This window comes from Actinoplanes sp. NPDC051475 (assembly GCF_040689425.1).
Lineage (GTDB): Bacteria > Actinomycetota > Actinomycetes > Mycobacteriales > Micromonosporaceae > Actinoplanes.
This window is the reverse complement of the sequence record NZ_JBFAZZ010000013.1, coordinates 155,899-171,686: the sequence shown is the minus strand read 5'-3', so window position 1 is coordinate 171,686 and position 15,788 is coordinate 155,899. Positions and strand designations below refer to the sequence as shown.

At 70.8% G+C, this 15,788-nt stretch carries 12 protein-coding genes; 7 read left to right on the top strand and 5 right to left on the bottom strand.

Annotated elements, in window-relative coordinates:
• Positions 1–19 precede the first annotated feature (19 nt).
• The 4 genes from AB0368_RS26045 to AB0368_RS26030 all read left to right on the top strand — a co-directional run bounded on the left by AB0368_RS26045 (position 20) and on the right by AB0368_RS26030 (position 4,514).
• Complete coding sequence (locus AB0368_RS26045; protein WP_366156579.1) at positions 20–1,795, top strand: S9 family peptidase; 1,776 nt, start codon at positions 20–22, stop codon at positions 1,793–1,795.
• Positions 1,796–1,907: 112 nt separating this feature from the next.
• The gene (locus AB0368_RS26040) at positions 1,908–3,230 is read left to right on the top strand and encodes an MFS transporter (protein WP_366156578.1); all 1,323 of its coding nucleotides are present in this window, start codon (positions 1,908–1,910) and stop codon (positions 3,228–3,230) included.
• A gap of 41 nt (positions 3,231–3,271) precedes the next feature.
• Positions 3,272–4,000 carry a hypothetical protein gene (locus tag AB0368_RS26035; RefSeq protein ID WP_366156577.1) on the top strand — a complete coding sequence of 243 codons (729 nt, stop codon included), beginning with the start codon at positions 3,272–3,274 and terminating at the stop codon, positions 3,998–4,000.
• 13 nt (positions 4,001–4,013) lie between these two features.
• On the top strand, positions 4,014–4,514 hold the full coding sequence (locus tag AB0368_RS26030; RefSeq protein WP_366156576.1) for a DUF664 domain-containing protein: 501 nt from the start codon (positions 4,014–4,016) through the stop codon (positions 4,512–4,514).
• A gap of 59 nt (positions 4,515–4,573) precedes the next feature.
• Here AB0368_RS26030 and AB0368_RS26025 read toward each other — a convergent pair whose 3' ends face one another.
• From AB0368_RS26025 to AB0368_RS26005, 5 genes are all read right to left on the bottom strand, one after another.
• Positions 4,574–6,013, bottom strand: a complete 1,440-nt coding sequence (locus AB0368_RS26025; protein WP_366156575.1) for a hypothetical protein — start codon at positions 6,011–6,013, stop codon at positions 4,574–4,576.
• An 83-nt stretch (positions 6,014–6,096) separates the two neighbouring features.
• Positions 6,097–7,563: an ATP-binding protein gene (locus AB0368_RS26020; protein WP_366156574.1), complete on the bottom strand. Its 1,467-nt coding sequence runs from the start codon at positions 7,561–7,563 to the stop codon at positions 6,097–6,099.
• On the bottom strand, positions 7,563–9,221 hold the full coding sequence (locus AB0368_RS26015) for an FAD-dependent oxidoreductase (protein WP_366156573.1): 1,659 nt from the start codon (positions 9,219–9,221) through the stop codon (positions 7,563–7,565). The genes AB0368_RS26020 and AB0368_RS26015 overlap by 1 nt, the downstream gene beginning before the upstream one ends.
• A gap of 8 nt (positions 9,222–9,229) precedes the next feature.
• Positions 9,230–9,523 carry a UBP-type zinc finger domain-containing protein gene (locus AB0368_RS26010; protein WP_366156572.1) on the bottom strand — a complete coding sequence of 98 codons (294 nt, stop codon included), beginning with the start codon at positions 9,521–9,523 and terminating at the stop codon, positions 9,230–9,232.
• On the bottom strand, positions 9,520–10,689 hold the full coding sequence (locus AB0368_RS26005; protein ID WP_366156571.1) for an NAD(+)/NADH kinase: 1,170 nt from the start codon (positions 10,687–10,689) through the stop codon (positions 9,520–9,522). The genes AB0368_RS26010 and AB0368_RS26005 overlap by 4 nt, the downstream gene beginning before the upstream one ends.
• A 166-nt stretch (positions 10,690–10,855) precedes the next feature.
• Between AB0368_RS26005 and AB0368_RS26000 the strand changes: the two genes are divergently transcribed.
• The 3 genes from AB0368_RS26000 (at position 10,856) to AB0368_RS25990 (ending at position 15,559) form a co-directional block, all read left to right on the top strand.
• On the top strand, positions 10,856–12,403 hold the full coding sequence (locus AB0368_RS26000; protein ID WP_366156570.1) for a ricin-type beta-trefoil lectin domain protein: 1,548 nt from the start codon (positions 10,856–10,858) through the stop codon (positions 12,401–12,403).
• Between the two features lie 135 nt (positions 12,404–12,538).
• Positions 12,539–14,149 (top strand): beta-1,3-glucanase family protein, encoded by a 1,611-nt coding sequence (locus AB0368_RS25995; protein ID WP_366156569.1) that lies wholly within the window; start codon positions 12,539–12,541, stop codon positions 14,147–14,149.
• 135 nt (positions 14,150–14,284) lie between these two features.
• Complete coding sequence (locus AB0368_RS25990) at positions 14,285–15,559, top strand: multidrug effflux MFS transporter (RefSeq protein ID WP_366156568.1); 1,275 nt, start codon at positions 14,285–14,287, stop codon at positions 15,557–15,559.
• Positions 15,560–15,788 lie beyond the last annotated feature (229 nt).

The window sequence follows — 15,788 nt, the reverse complement described above, 5'->3', positions numbered from 1 at the left end:
AAGCCGAAGGAGGACCCGTATGACCGGTCAGCTCAGCCGCGTCGACGTCACCGTGCTGCCCGCAGGATGGACGACGAAGGGCTCCTATCCTTCGGAGGCTGGCGGCAGCTGGTCGCCGACGCTCTCGCCGGACGGCCGGCACGTGGCATACGTTTCCGACCGCAGCGGCTCGCCCAAGGTCTGGGTGCAGCCGGTCGGCAGCGAGCTGACCTTCCTGGTCGACACCGGCGAGGAACCGGTCGCCTCGGTGCACTGGTCCACCGGCGGCGGCTGGCTGGCGTGCGTGATCGCTCCCGGCGGTGCCCCGCGCACCGAGGTCTGGCTGGTCCGCCCGGACGGCTCGGCCCTGCACCAGGTCGCCGGCTTCGGCGCGGACGGCGCCGAGAACCCGCGCTGGCTGCCCGGTCGGCCGCTGCTCGCGGTGACCGAGAACCTGACCACCACCACGCTCGTCGACGCCGAGCACGGCACCCGCGAGACGGTCGCCGAGGGTGAGCTGATCTCCCTCTTCGACGTCTCGCCGGACCGGCGCCGTGCCCTGCTCCGGCGCGGCCCGCGCGGCGACCGTTTCGTGGCCCTGCGTGACCTCGAGAGCGAGGTCGAGGAGTACGTCACCAGCGGCGAGCAGGCCTGCTTCGCCCCGGACGGCTCGGTCTACGCGCGGGGCGACGCCGGCGAGCGCCCGGTGCTGCTGCGCGCGTACGGCGGCGCCGCCGAGATCCTGGCCGCCTCGGACACCGGGGAGGTGGAGGCGTTCGCGCTCACCTCCGACGGCACCAGGGTGGCGGTGCTCTGGAACGTCGACGGCGGCCGGTCCGAGCTCACCGTGCTCGCCGGGGGCACCACGACCCCGGTCACCCTGCCGGGCACGGTGGTCTCCGGGCCGGTCTGGAGCCACGACGGCAGCACCCTGGCCTTCACCGCCGAAGGCCCGGGACAGCCGCACGGCGTGTGGACCTGGGACGGCGAGCGGACCCACCCGGTGTCGGCCGAGGAGCCGGCGCCCGGCGCGGTGCAGCCGGCGCTGCGCCGGTTCGCCTCGCACGACGGCCTCGAGATCAGCGGCTGGCTCTTCGCACCCGCCGCCGGCGGCCCGCACCCGGTGGTGCTGTGGCTGCACGGCGGCCCGGAGGCGCAGGAGCGCCCGGGACACAGCCCGCTGTTCCAGTCGCTGGTCGACCGGGGCATCGCGGTGTTCGCGGCCAACGTGCGGGGCTCGTCGGGCTTCGGCCGCAGCTTCGTCAATGCCGACAACGGCCCGCTGCGCTGGGCGGCCGTCGCCGACGTCGCCGCCTGTGTCGAGCACCTCGTCAGCTCCGGCATCGCGGATCCGGCGCGCGTCGGATGCATGGGTCGCTCGTACGGCGGCCACCTGACGCTGGCGGCGCTGACGACGTACCCGGAGCTGTTCGCGGTCGGCATCGACGTCTGCGGCATGTCGAACTTCGCCACCTTCTACGAGCACACCGAGCCGTGGATCGCGGCGGCGGCGGTGTCCAAGTACGGCGACCCGATCGCCGACGCCGACCTGCTGCGGGAGCTGTCGCCGATCACCCGGATCGACCGGCTGCGGGCGCCGCTGATGGTGGTGCACGGCGAGAACGACAGCAACGTCCCGGTCATCGAGGCGGAGCAGGTGGTGGCCGCCCTGGCCGCGCGCGGTGTGCGGCACAAGTATCTGCTCTTCCCGGGCGAGGGCCACGAGCTGCTGCACCGTTCGTCGCGCGCGGAATATCTGCGCGAGACGGTGGGCTGGCTGACCGAGCACCTGGGCACGGCCGCCCGCACGCCGTGACCCCCATTCGATCTATGACCAGGCACACGTCCGATTTGTGACGCTCGTCGTTGGCGCCTCCGGCCCCTCCGCGAAAGGGTGGAACGGCACGCGAGCGGACGGAGTGGGTTTCATGCAGGGCGGTGCCCGGGCCTGGGCGGTGTGGGCCGTCGGGCTCTCGGCGTACGTGGTGGCCGTGTTGCACCGCACGTCGCTGGGCGTGGCGGGGCTGGACGCGCAGCATCGGTTCGCCATCGGTGCGGGCGCGCTGGCGTCCTTCGCCGTGCTGCAACTCCTCGTGTACGCGGGCCTTCAGGTGCCCGTCGGCCTGCTGCTGGACCGGTTCGGTTCGCTGCGGCTGGTCGTCGCCGGCGCCCTGGTCATGGCCTCCGGGCAGGCCCTCATGGCGGTGACCGACGGCGTCGGCGGGGCGGTGACCGCCCGGATCCTGGTCGGCGCGGGCGACGCCATGACGTTCATCAGCGTGTTGCGCCTGGTGCCGCAGTGGTTCCCGTCCGGGCGGGTGCCGGTGGTCACCCAGCTCACCGGCATCGTCGGACAGGTCGGGCAGGTGCTCAGCGCCGTACCGTTGGCGGCGTTGCTGGCCGGCGCGGGCTGGACCACCGCCTTCGTCTGCGCTTCCGCGACCGGATTCTTCATCGCGATCGTGGCCGCCGTGGCCCTGCACGACACCCCGGAGCGCCGGGTCAGCTCGGGTGACACGGTCACCCTCCGGCGGCTCGGCGCCGACCTGGCCGCCGCGTGGCAGCACCCCGGCACCCGGCTCGGGCTGTGGACGCACTTCACCAGCCAGTTCCCGGGCACGGTCTTCGCCCTCATGTGGGGCTATCCGTTCCTGGTCGCGGGCGAGGGCCTGTCCCGTGGCACCGCGAGCACGCTGCTCACCCTCTTCGTGCTCGTCGGCATGGTGGGCGGCCCGCTGCTCGGCATCCTGGTGCAGCGGCATCCGATGCGCCGCTCGTGGCTCGTGCTCGGGGTGATCGCTGCCAACGGCCTGGGCTGGGGCCTGGTGCTCGCCTGGCCGGGTCGCGCCCCGCTGGCCGTGGTGGTGCTGCTGGTGATCGCGCTGGGCCTGGGCGGCCCGGGCTCGATGATCGCCTTCGAGTTCGCCCGCACGTTCAACCCGCCCCACCGCCTGGGTACGGCCACCGGCATCGTCAACGTCGGCGGCTTCGTGGCGTCGCTCCTGACGATCATGCTGGTCGGCCTGATCCTGGACGCCCGCACGGGCGGACGTGCCGATTACGACATCGCCGACTTCAAGGCCGCCATGGCGGTGCAGTACGCGATCGGCGCCATCGGCGTGGCCGGAATCCTGCGCACCCGCCGGCTGGCCCGGCAGCGCATGGCCGCCGAGGGCATCCACGTACGCCCGCTGCGCGAGATCCTCGTCGAAAGAGGATGGTTTAGTGCGGAGCGGCTCGGTAAAGGCTGATGGTTTGCGCCGACTCGACGGAGTCGCATTGTGAGGAGGACATGAGCGAGCATGCACCGGACCGGTTGTGGTCCGGCATCCAGATCAGCAAGGTTATCGCCGGCACACTCGCGGCGGTGGCCGCAGCGGTGCTCGGCTCCTTCCTGGGAGTCGCCGGGACCCTGGCCGGGGCCGCGCTGGCCAGTGTGGTCGGTTCGGTCGGAACGGAGCTCTTCAACAACTCCCTGAAACGCAGCACCAAGCATCTGCAGACGGTGGCGCCGGCCTTCATCAAGGTGCCGGCCGCGGTGGGCACCCCGCCGGTCGCGGCGGCCAGCGAGGACGAGAACCCCTCGCACACGGTGGCCGCGGAGCCCGGGCGGCGGATCAGGTGGGGTCACATCGGCCTCGCCGCCCTCACCCTGTTCGTGCTCTCCATGGGCGCGCTGAGCGTCTTCGAGGCGATCACCGACAAGCCGATATCGGCGACCGTGCGCAACACCTCGGCGACCGGCACGACGCTGTTCGGCAGCGGCGGCAAGTCGGACGACGAGGAGAAGCCGTCGCCCAAGGTCTCGCAGACGCCGTCGGACGAGGAATCGTCCACGCCGGACCCCTCGTCCAGCGAGTCGGCGGGGACGGACACCCCGGAGGAGACGCCGGCCACCACGGAGCCGACCCCGGACTCCACGCAGACGACCACGCAGGCGCCGGAGCAGACGCCGCCCGCGGACGGGCAACCCGATCAGCAGATCGCACCGCAGCAGGAGCAGGACCCGGCGACAGAGTAGGAAGGTGCCCACCATGAACGTCACCGAGCTGCTGACCGAGGCGTACGGACGCCTGCCCGACCTGGTCCGCACGGCCGTGCACGGCCTCACCGCGGAGCAACTCCGCACCGCGCCGGCGGGCCACGGCAACACGGTCGGCTGGCTCGTCTGGCACCTGACCCGCGTCCAGGACAGCCACATCGCGGAGCTGCTCGGCGAGGAGCAGATCTACCTCGCCGGCGACCGGGCGTCCCGGTTCGGCCGCAAGCCCGACCCGGACGACACGGGCTACGGCCACTCCCCCGAGGACGTCGCCGCCGTCCGCCCCGAGAGCGCCGAGGCGCTGACGGACTACTACCGGGCGGTGCACGATCGCACGGTCGCCTACGTCTCGGGCCTCACCGCGGAGGCGCTCGACAGGGTGGTCGACGAAGCGTGGGACCCACCGGTCACGCTGGGCGTACGACTGGTGAGCATCCTCGACGACGACGTCCAGCACGCGGGCCAGGCGGCCTACGTGCGCGGTCTGCTCTAGACAGCCGCCGCCGCCCGATCACGTGATTTCGGGCGGCGGCGGCTTCGTCCGGGCGAACCTCAGTTGACGGCGCCGAGCGAGGAAGCGACCGGCCGCTTGGTCTTCGCGTTGCGGACGACCAGCAGGTAGCGGTCGCCCTTCTTCAGGACGGTGGAACGGACGCTGAGCGCAACCGTCTTTGCCGTCACGGTCCGGTTCAGCACCGCGGTACGCGCGCCGCGGTATCGCAAGGACTTCGCCTTGGTGACCTCGTAGATGGTCGCCACGCACGGCGCCTGCTTCGAGCAGCCGGTGACGCCGGCGCGCACGGTGGTGGTCTTTCCGGCCGTCTTGGCCGAGGTGGACACCGCCTTGAGCCTGCTCTTGACCTTGTACGTCGGGACGCTGAACGTGATGTTGTCCACCGTCACGAGCACGCCTTCGGAACGCTCGGGCGAAGCAGCCCACGGCGCGTACGTAGGCGCGTCGTTCGTGCCCGCGCTGCCGGTGCGGGTGGTACTGAAGACCCAGGCCGCGTCGGTCGGCAACACGCCGTAGAGGTTGAGCATGGCACCCGCCGGCAGGAACGCCTCGATGGTGCCCTTGCGGAGCTCGCCGAGCGACGTGAGGTGCGTGGAGGCAGCCTGGATGTCGAGCAGCGGAGCCGCCGCGCTCCCGCCGGGCTGCAGGAAGCCGGCGATGGCGTTGCGGGTCGCGAAGACCGAGCCGGTCAGCGCCGGGTCCAGCGTGTCGTCGAGGCTGAACAGCAGCGTGGCGCCGAGCATCTCGTCCTGGGCCTGCGCGATCTCGCAGTTGAAGATCGGTGTGGCGGTACAGCCGTTGCCCGCCGGCAGGCTCGCCCAGTCGACGGACGGGATGGTCGCGGGCCGGAACCGTACGTGCACGGTCGCGTCGTCCTGGCCGAGGTTGTCGGTGCGCCAGTCGGTCAGGTGGCCGTTGAGCCAGCTCCACCGCAGGCTCTTGCCGAGCGTGTTCAACGCGATCGTCATGTCGATGATCGTGTCCTCGGTGACGGCCGGCGTGACCGTCTGCGCGCGCTCGGAGCTGAAGTCCCAGCCGTTGCCGCCGCCTTCGGCGCCGTAGACGACGGTCAGGGCCACGCGGTTCGGCGTCGAATAGCAGTGACCCGGCTGCTCGGCCTGCCCCGCCGGGCACAGGTTCACCGGTGCGACCACGGCGCCGAGCCGGCCCGGGGCCACCTGAGCCGCCACCGGCGCGTTCGCGGTGAAGATCGGGGTGGTCTCGCCGCCGTTGATCACGCTCATCGAGGTCACGTACGGGCGGGCGGTGAGGCCCCCGGCCATGTCGGCCCAGCCACCCTGGTTGCTGCTGTTGCCCGGGGTGCCCTGAGCGGCGTCGACGTCCGACTGGGTCTGCATCCAGTCGGTGACGGCCGCCCCCTCGGCGAACACGGCCGAGGTGGGTGAACCGACCAGCCCGGCCGCGGTGATCATCGCCACCGCGCCCACCGCCAGGACCTTGCGCCGAATACCGATCATGAGCAGCTCTCCCCCGTGTCGCCCGTTGTCGCCGGTTCAGGTCGGTCGCTGCGGATCCGACCTGAGCGTTGCCGGGCGAGCACTCAGCGTGAGGCTGGCTCCGCGAGCGGCAGTTTGACCAGGAACCGGGTGTCGCCCGGCTTCGACTGCAGGACGATGTCCCCGCCGTGGCCGCTGACCACGATCCGGTACGAGATGTCGAGGCCCAGCCCGGTGCCCTCGCCGACCGCCTTCGTGGTGAAGAACGGCTCGAACACCCGCTTGCGCAGCTCCTCGGGGACGCCGGGGCCGGTGTCACCGATGGAGACGATGACGTGGTCGTCCTCGCGGAAGGTACGGATGGTGAGCGTGCCCGCGCCGTTCATCGCCTGCACCGCGTTGTCGATGATGTTGGTCCAGACCTGGTTGAGCTCGGCCGGGTGGGCCGGCACCTGGGGCAACGTACGGTCGTAGTCCTTGACGATCTTGACGCCGGTGCCGATCTTGTGGCCCAGCATGACCAGCGTGCTGTCCAGGCCGGTGTGCACGTCGATCCACTGGTGCGCGGCCCGGTCGAGCTGCGAGTACTGCTTCGCGGCCGACACCAGGGAGGAGACGCGGCCGGTGGCGTCCTCGATGTCGCTCATCAGCTGCTCGGTCTCCAGCGCGTACCCGATCCAGTGGATGGCCTGGTCGAGCAGCTCGCGCGTGCCCACCTTGGCCTCGATGTCGTCGAGGCACTGGACGTCCAGGCCGCCCTGGGCGAAGACCGGGGCCAGGTCCCAGCCGCCGGTGACGTTGCGCTCGTCCATCCAGTCGCCGAGCTCGTCCTCGCGGTCGGCGGCCTGCATGGCGGTCAGCGCAGGCGCCTTGGCGGCCTTCTCGATGACCTCCTCCTGCAGCTCCACCAGCGCGTCGAGGCGGTCCGGGTCGACCTTGCCGTGGGCGAGCATGCCCAGCTTGTGCCGCATGCCGGCGACCCGCTGACGCAGCGCGCCGGTGGCTCGGGAGGCGGCCGCGGCCGGGTTGTTCAGCTCGTGCATCAGCCCGGCCGACAGCGCGCCCAGAGCCATCAGCCGCTGGCGCTCGCTGATCGCCGCCTGCGTGCTGCGCATGCCCAGGGTGAGGCCTTCGAGCAGGTGGATCGCCATGGGGAACCACTCGCGCATCATCCAGCCGAACTCGGCCGCGGAGAGCATGAAGAAGTCTGCGTCGTCGAGAGCGCGCATGGTCGCCATGTACTTGCGTTCGACGCCCTCGTCGCGGATGTACGCCTGGGTCGCGCCCATGTACACGCCGCGTTGCTCCGTACGCGTGGTCTGCACGTCGTCCTGACCCACCCGGCGGGAGAGCGCGATCGTGCCGCTGAGCAGGACGAAGAACGACTCCGCCGGGTCGCCCTCGCGGAGCACGAGCGAGCCGGCCGGGGCGTGCATGGTGCAGCCGTGGTCGGCGATCCACGCGAGCTGCTCGTCGGTCAGCTTCTCGAAGAGGAACAGCGTGCGGAGCTCGGCGGGCGTCAGCTTGCCGGGTTCGCAGGGCTGCAGGCGGATCTCCTCGACGTCACTCATCACTGTGCCTCCAGGTACCGATGGACCAGCGTGACGGCCATCGCGCCCTCGCCGACCGCCGAGGCCACCCGTTTGACCGAGTTGGCCCGGACGTCGCCGGCCGCGAAAATGCCGGGAACACTGCACTCCAGGTAGAACGGATCCCGGTCCCGATCCCATCCCCGCGGCCGTGTGCCGTTCGTCAACAGATCCGGGCCGGTGTAGACGAAGCCCTTCTCGTCGCGCGCCACCGCGTCGCCGAGCCAGTCCGTACGCGGCTCCGCCCCGATGAAGACGAAGAGGTAGCCGCACTCGACGGTCGTCTTGAGGCCGTTCTTGCTGTCGCAGATCGTGAGCGCCTGCAGGTGCCCGTCGCCGTGCGCGCCGACCACCTCGCAGCGGGTCCGCACCTGCACGTTGTCGATGCCGTTGAGCTGCTGGATGAGGTAGTACGACATCGACGCCTCGAGCGAGTCGCCGCGGACCAGCAGGGTGACGCTGCGGGCGTACCGGGAGAAGAAGAGCGCGGCCTGACCGGCGGAGTTCGCGCCGCCGACGATGTAGACGTCGTTGCCCGCGCACGACGGGCCCTCGGTCGAGGCGGAGCCGTAGTAGACGCCGGATCCGGTCAGGTCGGCGACACCGTCTGCGACCAGCGGACGGTACGCGACGCCGGTGGCCAGCACGACGGAATGCGCCGACACCTCGCCGCCGTCGGCGAACGTCAGCGTGCGCGCCGAGCCGTCCGGGCGCAGCCCGGTGACCTCCCGGGTGTTGAGCACCTCGGCCTCGAACTTGCCGGCCTGCCGGCGGGCCCGGTCGGTCAGCTGGGCGCCGGAGATGCCGTCGGGAAAGCCGAGGTAGTTCTCGATCCGGGAGCTCTGCCCGGCCTGGCCGCCGACCGCCTGCCGCTCCACGAGCAGCGTCTTGAGGCCCTCGGAGGCGCCGTACACCGCGGCACCGAGCCCGGCCGGGCCGCCGCCGACGATGATCAGGTCGTAGAAGTCGCGGTTGGGCGCGGTGGACAGGCCGGCGGCCTCGGCCAGCTCCGGCGGGGTCGGCCGGGCCAGCGCCCGGCCGTCGGCGGTGACCACGAGCGGGATGGACTCGGGGCCGACCCCGGCCGCCTCGAGCAGGCGGCGCCCCTCCGGCTCGTCCGCACCGAGCCATCGGTACGGCACCAGGTTGCGCGCCAGGAAGTCCCGGATCTGGTACGACGGCTCGCTCCACCGGTGCCCGACGACGCGGATGTCCTCGAGTTCGCGGTCGCCGGTGGCCTGCCAGGCGTCGAGCAGCGCGTCGATGACCGGGTAGAGCTTCTCCTCGGGCGGATCCCAGGGCTTGAGCAGGTAGTGGTCGACGTCCACCACGTTGATCGCCTGGATCGCGGCGTCGGTGTCGGCGTACGCGGTCAGCAGCGCCCGGCGGGCGTTCGGGAAGAGGTCCATCCCCTGTTCCAGGAACTCGATGCCGTTCATCTGCGGCATCCGGTAGTCGGCGAGCATGACGGCGACCCGGCCGCCGCGCAGCTTGATGTCGCGCAGGGCATCCAGGGCGTCGGCGGCCGAGGAGGCGCGGATGATCCGGTATTTCTCGCCGTAGCGGCGGCGCAGGTCGCGGGCGATGGCCCGGGACACCGAGGGGTCGTCGTCGACGGTCAGGATGGCGGGATGTCCCATATGTATCCTCAGCCGTAGGTAAATGTCGGGGAGTCGGCGACCTTGAACGCCACTTCGTCCTGGAAGCACCACCACCAGTCCTCACCCGGCTCGTACGACTGCACGAGCGGATGGTCCTCGGCGTGGAAGTGCGCGGTGGCGTGCTTGCCGGGCGACGAGTCGCAGCAGCCGACGTGGCCGCAGGTCATGCAGACGCGCAGGTGCACCCAGCGGCCGCCGGCGGCCAGGCATTCCACGCAGCCGTCGCCGGACGGCGTGACGTCCGCGGCCTGGTCGAGGTGCGTGCAGACGGAACCGGTCATGAGGGTGTTCCTCCCGTGTCGAGCACATCGCTGAATTCGGGGTGGCGCTCCACGTACCCGGTCACGAACGGGCAGGTGACCAGCACCGGGGTGGACCGGCGGCGGGCGTCCTCCAGGGCGGCCGAGGCCAGCCGGCCGGCCAGGCCGCGACCCTCGAAGGCCTGGTCGATCTCGGTGTGGGCGAGCTCGATCCGCTCGCCCTGGCGGCGGTAGTGCAGGACGCCGGCGACCTCGCCGCCCAGCACGATCTCGTAGCGGGACTGCTCGAAGCTGTCGACGACCACCGCGTCGCCCGGGTCGCCACCGCTCACCTGGGCGCTGCCCTCGACCCGCAGCTTGCGCCGGGCCCGCTCGTAGAACGAGGTCCGGCCGAAGCGGATGACCTGGGCGGCGGCCGGCACGGGGATGATCCTCAGGTGGTCGCCGGCGCCGGCGTACCCCTGGATGATGCCGTCGACCTCGATGGCGAGGCGGCCGCTGGTCGCCGCCACCTCGAGCTCGAGCTGCTCGTCGGGCGAGAGCATCAGCGAGCGGTTGAACGAGGAGTGCGCCGCGGAGGCGCTCACCAGGATGCCCTCCACGTTGGGCGACACGATCGGGCCGCCCGCCGAGAAGCTGTACGCCGTCGACCCGGTCGGTGTTGCGACGATCACCGCATCGGCCGCGTACCGCACGAAGTTGCTGCCCTCGACGTTGATGCCGATGTGGGCGAGGCCGTCGCCGGGCACCCGTACCAGCGCGATGTCGTTGAACGCCGACACCTCCCTGCCGTCGGGGAGCACCGTGCGCACCGCCGTACGCGATTCGACCGTGAACTGGTGCTCGTCGATCATCGAAAGCGCGCCGGGCAGGTCGGGCAGGTCGACCTCGGCGAGGAAGCCGAGGCGCCCGACGTTGACACCGAGCACCGGGGTCTTGCGGCCCTCGACCAGCCGCATGGTCCGCAGCATCGTGCCGTCGCCGCCAAGGCTGACCAGCAGCCCGGCCCGGTCGACCATTTCCTCGGCGGAGACCGCGACCGCCTCGCAGTCGATCCGGGTGATCTCGTCATGCACGCCGAGCACGGTCACGTTGCGCGCCTGCGCCCACTGCACGATCGCATCGATCGCCGCGCCGCAGTCGCGGCGGGGATGCAGGACGAGCCCGACGACCTTGACCATTCCCATGCGTTCAGCCTTCCACGTCGGCGGGACGACGGCGAGCGCCCTCGGAACCGGTACCGGGTCCGCGAATTGTGAAAGTTTCTTGACAGCGTTGTCAACAATCGAAACACTTCGATATGGAGAGCGCTCTCCTCCCGCGATTCCCCTGATCAGCGGAAGGACTCCCCCCATGTCCCGTTCCCTCCAGGCGATCGGCGCCACCGCCTTCGCTCTGGCCTTCGTCGGTCTCATACCCGCTCCCGGCCTCGCCGCCGAGACACCCGCACCCGCCGTACCCACCGCCGCGCCCCGGTTCGACATGGCGCCCGGCATGGTCGAGGCCCTGCGCCGCGACCTCCACCTGACCGACGACCAGATCGCCGGCCGCCTCGCCACCGAGGCCGCGGCACCCGTCGTCGAGAAGCGGCTGCAAGCCCTGCTCGGCGCCACGTTCGCCGGCGCCTGGATCCCCACCGGCGCCGACCGCCTCACCGTCGCCACCACCGACGCCGCCCGCGCCGCACAGATTCGCGCGGCCGGCGCCGTACCCGTCATCGTCGACCGTAGCGACCGCGACCTCGCCGCGGCCCGCGCCAAGCTCGACCACCACGCGGCCGAGGCCCGCGGCACCGCCGTCCGCGGCTGGTACGTCGACACCGCGACCAACAGCGTCGTCGTGATGGCGAAGCCGGGGGCGGCGGCGCAGGCCCGGAAGTTCGCCGCCGACAGCGGCGCCGGCGCGGTCACCGTCGTGGCGGTCGCGGAGCAGCCACGGCCCGTGTACGACATCCGCGGCGGCGACCAGTACGTCATCAACGGCAACACCCTGTGCTCGGTGGGCTTCTCCGTCGCGGGCGGCTTCGTCAGCGCCGGCCATTGCGGCGGCGTGAACAGCCCGACCCTCGGCTACAACAACGTGGCCCAGGGCACCTTCGCCGGCTCGTCGTTCCCCGGCAACGACTACTCGTGGATCCGTACCAACGGCAACTGGACGCCGCAGCCGTGGGTCAACAACTACTCGGGCGGCAACGTGGTGGTCACCGGTTCGCAGGAGGCGGCGGTCGGCAGCTCGGTCTGCCGCTCGGGCCGCACCACCGGATGGCGCTGCGGCACGATCCTCGGACGCAACGAGACCGTCGTGTACGCGCAGGGCGCCGTCTCCGGCCTCGCCCGCAGCAACGCCTGCGCCGAACCGGGCGACTCCGGCGGCTCCTGGATCACCGGCAACCAGGCGCAGGGCGTCACCTCCGGCGGTACCGGCAACTGCACCTCGGGCGGCACGATGTGGTTCCAGCCGGTCAACGAGATCCTCGGCGTCTACGGGCTGTCATTGACCACCAGCGGCGGGGGCGGCAGCTCCGGTTCGGTGGTCAGCAACTGGAACAACAAGTGCATCGACGTACCGAACTCGAACTTCTCCGACGGCGTACAACTGCAGATGTACGGTTGCAACAACACGGGCGCCCAGAAGTGGACTTTCGTGAACGGCACACTGCAGACCTCGAACAACAAGTGCATGGACGTCGCCTGGGGCTCGACCGCGAACGGCGCGGCGATCCAGATCGTCGGCTGCAGCGGCAACCCGGCCCAGCAGTTCGTCCTCTCGGCGGCCGGTGACCTGGTGAACCCGCAGGCCAACAAGTGCGTCGACATCAAGGACTGGAACGGCAACGACGGCGCACTGCTGCAGTTGTGGGACTGCGCCGGCACCGCCAATCAAAAGTGGCGGCGCTCATAGAATCTTTTTACGAGAAAGTGTTATCGCCCGCCGGCCACGCATTCCACGGCCGGTGGGCGGCGCTTTTCCATGAAGAGAACTTTAATCTTTCCTCGATGAACGGCCCGGTGACCGCGCCTCGCCAATAATCGTCCGATGCGCCGCAAGCGAACACTCATCCTCTCCGTGGCCGCCGTGCTGGCGGCGGCCGGGACCGCCTGGATCGCCATGCCGGCGTCCGCAGCCGCGACGACGGCGGTCTTCAGCAAGGCCTCCGACTGGGGCACGGGCTGGCAGGGCACCGTCACGATCACCAACGGTGGCCCGAAGGTCTTGACGTCGTGGAAGGTCGAGTTCGACCTGCCCGCGAGGGCCACCGTCGGCAGCTTCTGGGAAGCCGACATGGTGGCGTCCGGCCGGCACCGTACGTTCACCAACCGCCCCTGGAACGGCTCCGTCGCGGTCGACGGCAAGGTGTCGTTCGGCTTCATCGGCTCCGGCGGCACACCCCTGAACTGCAAGATCAACGGCAGACCCTGCACGGGTACGGCCACCGCGCCCACCCGGCCCGCACCGACCAGACCCTCGGTCACCCCTACCACGGCGCCCACCACCAAGGCGCCGACCACGGCACCCACGACGCCGCCGGCGGACAATCCGAAGCCCCCGCCGGCGGGCAACCTGCTGCCCGTGAAGGTCACCAACAACACCGGTCGCCCGGAGGCCGTCCACCTCTACGTCCTCGGCGTCAACCTGACCACCGGCAAGCTCGGCCACGTCGACGCCGGCGGCACATTCACCCCGTGGAGCGGCGGCGCGGCCACACCGGTGGCCGCCCCGGACGTGTCCATCCCTGGACCGCGCACCGGCGCCAGCACCACGATCAGGATCCCGAAGAACCTCTCCGGCCGGATCTACATGGCGTTCGGCAGGAAGCTCGACTTCCGGCTCAGCAACGACGGCCTGGTCCAGCCCGCGCCGTGGGCCGGCGGCGACCCGAACAAGGACATCCTGTTCGACTGGAGCGAGTTCACCCTCAACGACTCGGGCCTGTTCCTGAACAGCTCCCAGGTCGACATGTTCGCGGTCCCGCACATCGTCAGCGTCCAAGGCGGCGACGGCGTGACCCGGAAGACGGGTGAGCTCAAGGCGGGAGGCCGGCAGAAGGTGATCAACACCCTCAAGTCCCAGCCCGACTTCGCCAAGAGCGTCCAGACCCGTTCCGACGGTACGGTGCTGCGCGTGCTCGCCCCCGGCAAGGCGGCGGACGCGGGCCTGATGAGCGCCACGTACCTGGACCCGTACATCAACCGAGCCTGGAACGCGTACGCCACCAAGACCCTGACCGTGGTGCCGTTCGGCGACCGCCCGAACACCAAGTTCTTCGGCCGCACCAGCGGATCGGTCATGAACTTCACGGACAGCTCGGGCCGGGTGGTGGCGTCGTTCACCAAGCCGTCGACGGCCAACGTGTGGGGCTGCGACGGTGCCCTGGGCGCCCCGAACGACCTGGTCGTCGGCCCGATCGCCCGTACGCTCTGCGCGGCCGTGCAGCGCACCACGCTGGGCAGGCTCGACACCCAGCCGAGCGGCCAGGCGGCGGACTTCTACAAGGGCGACCCGGCGAACGTCTACGCCCGGGTCATCCACGACCAGATGGCGGACGGGAAGGCGTACGCGTTCGCGTTCGACGACGTGCAGAACCAGGAGTCGCTGGTGCACGACGGCGACCCGCGGCAGGCCGGAATCGTCCTGACCCCGTTCTGACGTGCGTGGGGGCCGTCATGCGTGACGGCCCCCACGTCTTCGCCTCCCGGGGAATCATGGGTGAGCCACCCAACTTGTCGTACTTGTGCCGGTCGCCGTACGGGGACCGGCAAGACGATTCGAATGGGATTCCTCATGACGCAGGCGCCAGAACGCCTCGCAGCACCGACGGCCGACCCGGCAACCTCGCCCTCCCGCGAACCGCTCCGGCTGGTCCTCGTGCTCGGCTTCCTCATCGCGCTGGCCCCGCTCACGATCGACATGTACCTGCCGTCCCTGCCCACCATCACGGCGGAGCTGCAGACAACCGCCGCGGCCGTGCAGCTGACCCTGACCGGCACGCTGGCCGGCCTGGCGCTCGGCCAGCTGCTGGTCGGCCCGGTGTCCGATGCCCTCGGGCGGCGCACTCCCCTGCTCGCCGGCATCGCGGTGCACATCCTCGCGTCGGTGCTCTGCGTGATCGCACCCAACCTGGCGATCCTCGGCACCCTGCGCGTCCTCCAGGGCCTCGGCGCCGCGGCGGCCACGGTCGTCGCCATGGCCATCGTCCGCGACCTCTTCACCGGTTTCGCGGCGGCCAAGCTCCTCTCCCGGCTCATGCTGGTCATGGGCGCAGCCCCGATCCTCGCCCCGACCCTGGGCGGCGTCACCCTCACCTGGACGTCATGGCGTGGCGTCTTCGTCGTACTCACGCTCTTCGGCATCGCGATCCTGACCGTGACCGCACTGGTGCTGCCCGAGACACTGCCCGCAGACCGCCGCCGCAACGGCGGATTCGCCGGCACCATCCGCGACTACGGCAGACTGTTCACCGACCGGGTGTACCTCGGCCTCATCATCGTGGCGGGCCTGACGATGGCGGCGCTGTTCGCATACGTGGCAGGCTCGTCCTTCGTCTTCCAAGACGAGTACGGCCTGACAGAACAGCAATTCGGCTTCGTCTTCGGCGCCGGCGCGGTCGGCCTGATCACAGCCACCCAACTGAACGTCCGCCTGCTCCGGTACTGGAGCCCGTCCCGCATCCTCGTCACCGCCTTGGCGGTCGGCGCGGTGGCGGGAGTCGTCCTGCTGATCTTTGCGCTCACGGACTTCGGCGGCCTCGTCGGGATCTTGGTGCCGCTGTGGGTCGTCCTGGCCTCCGCGGGCCTGGCGTTTCCCAACGCCCCGGCGCTTGCGCTGTCCCGCCACGGGGAGGCGGCCGGAACGGCGGCTGCGCTCCTGGGGGCGGTCCAATTCGGAGTGGGTGCGCTGGCGGCACCGCTGGTCGGGGTGCTGGGGACCGGCGCGGTCAGCATGGGCCTTGTCATCGCCGGGGGCATGCTCGCCGCCAACCTCGTGCTGGCCGCAGTGGTCCGGCCGTGGTCGTTACCCGTTGACACTTCGGCTCAGCCGGTGGCGGCCGCCCACTGACCGAAGCAGCCGGTCGGGTCGCTCGCGCGGTCAACAATGCGTCCGGGACAACGGATTCTGGCCGCGAAGCCGTGCACCTCCGGCTCGCGCGGGTCCGGCCGACACTGCGAACTTACATCGACCGTCTCCTTTGTCAGGACATCTCAATGTAATGTCTTGGACGAATGGTTCTGCTGGCATCCCTACGCTGGGAGGCCGGGCTACGTCTTCGCCATCACCGGACCGTGGG

What these genes read in the sequence shown, in the direction of transcription:
- AB0368_RS26045 (WP_366156579.1), top strand. Translation starts at nt 20, where the DNA reads ATGACCGGTCAGCTCAGCCGCGTCGACGTCACCGTGCTGCCCGCAGGA.
- AB0368_RS26040 (WP_366156578.1), top strand. Translation starts at nt 1,908, where the DNA reads ATGCAGGGCGGTGCCCGGGCCTGGGCGGTGTGGGCCGTCGGGCTCTCG.
- AB0368_RS26035 (WP_366156577.1), top strand. Translation starts at nt 3,272, where the DNA reads ATGAGCGAGCATGCACCGGACCGGTTGTGGTCCGGCATCCAGATCAGC.
- AB0368_RS26030 (WP_366156576.1), top strand. Translation starts at nt 4,014, where the DNA reads ATGAACGTCACCGAGCTGCTGACCGAGGCGTACGGACGCCTGCCCGAC.
- AB0368_RS26025 (WP_366156575.1), bottom strand. Translation starts at nt 6,013, where the DNA reads ATGATCGGTATTCGGCGCAAGGTCCTGGCGGTGGGCGCGGTGGCGATG.
- AB0368_RS26020 (WP_366156574.1), bottom strand. Translation starts at nt 7,563, where the DNA reads ATGAGTGACGTCGAGGAGATCCGCCTGCAGCCCTGCGAACCCGGCAAG.
- AB0368_RS26015 (WP_366156573.1), bottom strand. Translation starts at nt 9,221, where the DNA reads ATGGGACATCCCGCCATCCTGACCGTCGACGACGACCCCTCGGTGTCC.
- AB0368_RS26010 (WP_366156572.1), bottom strand. Translation starts at nt 9,523, where the DNA reads ATGACCGGTTCCGTCTGCACGCACCTCGACCAGGCCGCGGACGTCACG.
- AB0368_RS26005 (WP_366156571.1), bottom strand. Translation starts at nt 10,689, where the DNA reads ATGGGAATGGTCAAGGTCGTCGGGCTCGTCCTGCATCCCCGCCGCGAC.
- AB0368_RS26000 (WP_366156570.1), top strand. Translation starts at nt 10,856, where the DNA reads ATGTCCCGTTCCCTCCAGGCGATCGGCGCCACCGCCTTCGCTCTGGCC.
- AB0368_RS25995 (WP_366156569.1), top strand. Translation starts at nt 12,539, where the DNA reads ATGCGCCGCAAGCGAACACTCATCCTCTCCGTGGCCGCCGTGCTGGCG.
- AB0368_RS25990 (WP_366156568.1), top strand. Translation starts at nt 14,285, where the DNA reads ATGACGCAGGCGCCAGAACGCCTCGCAGCACCGACGGCCGACCCGGCA.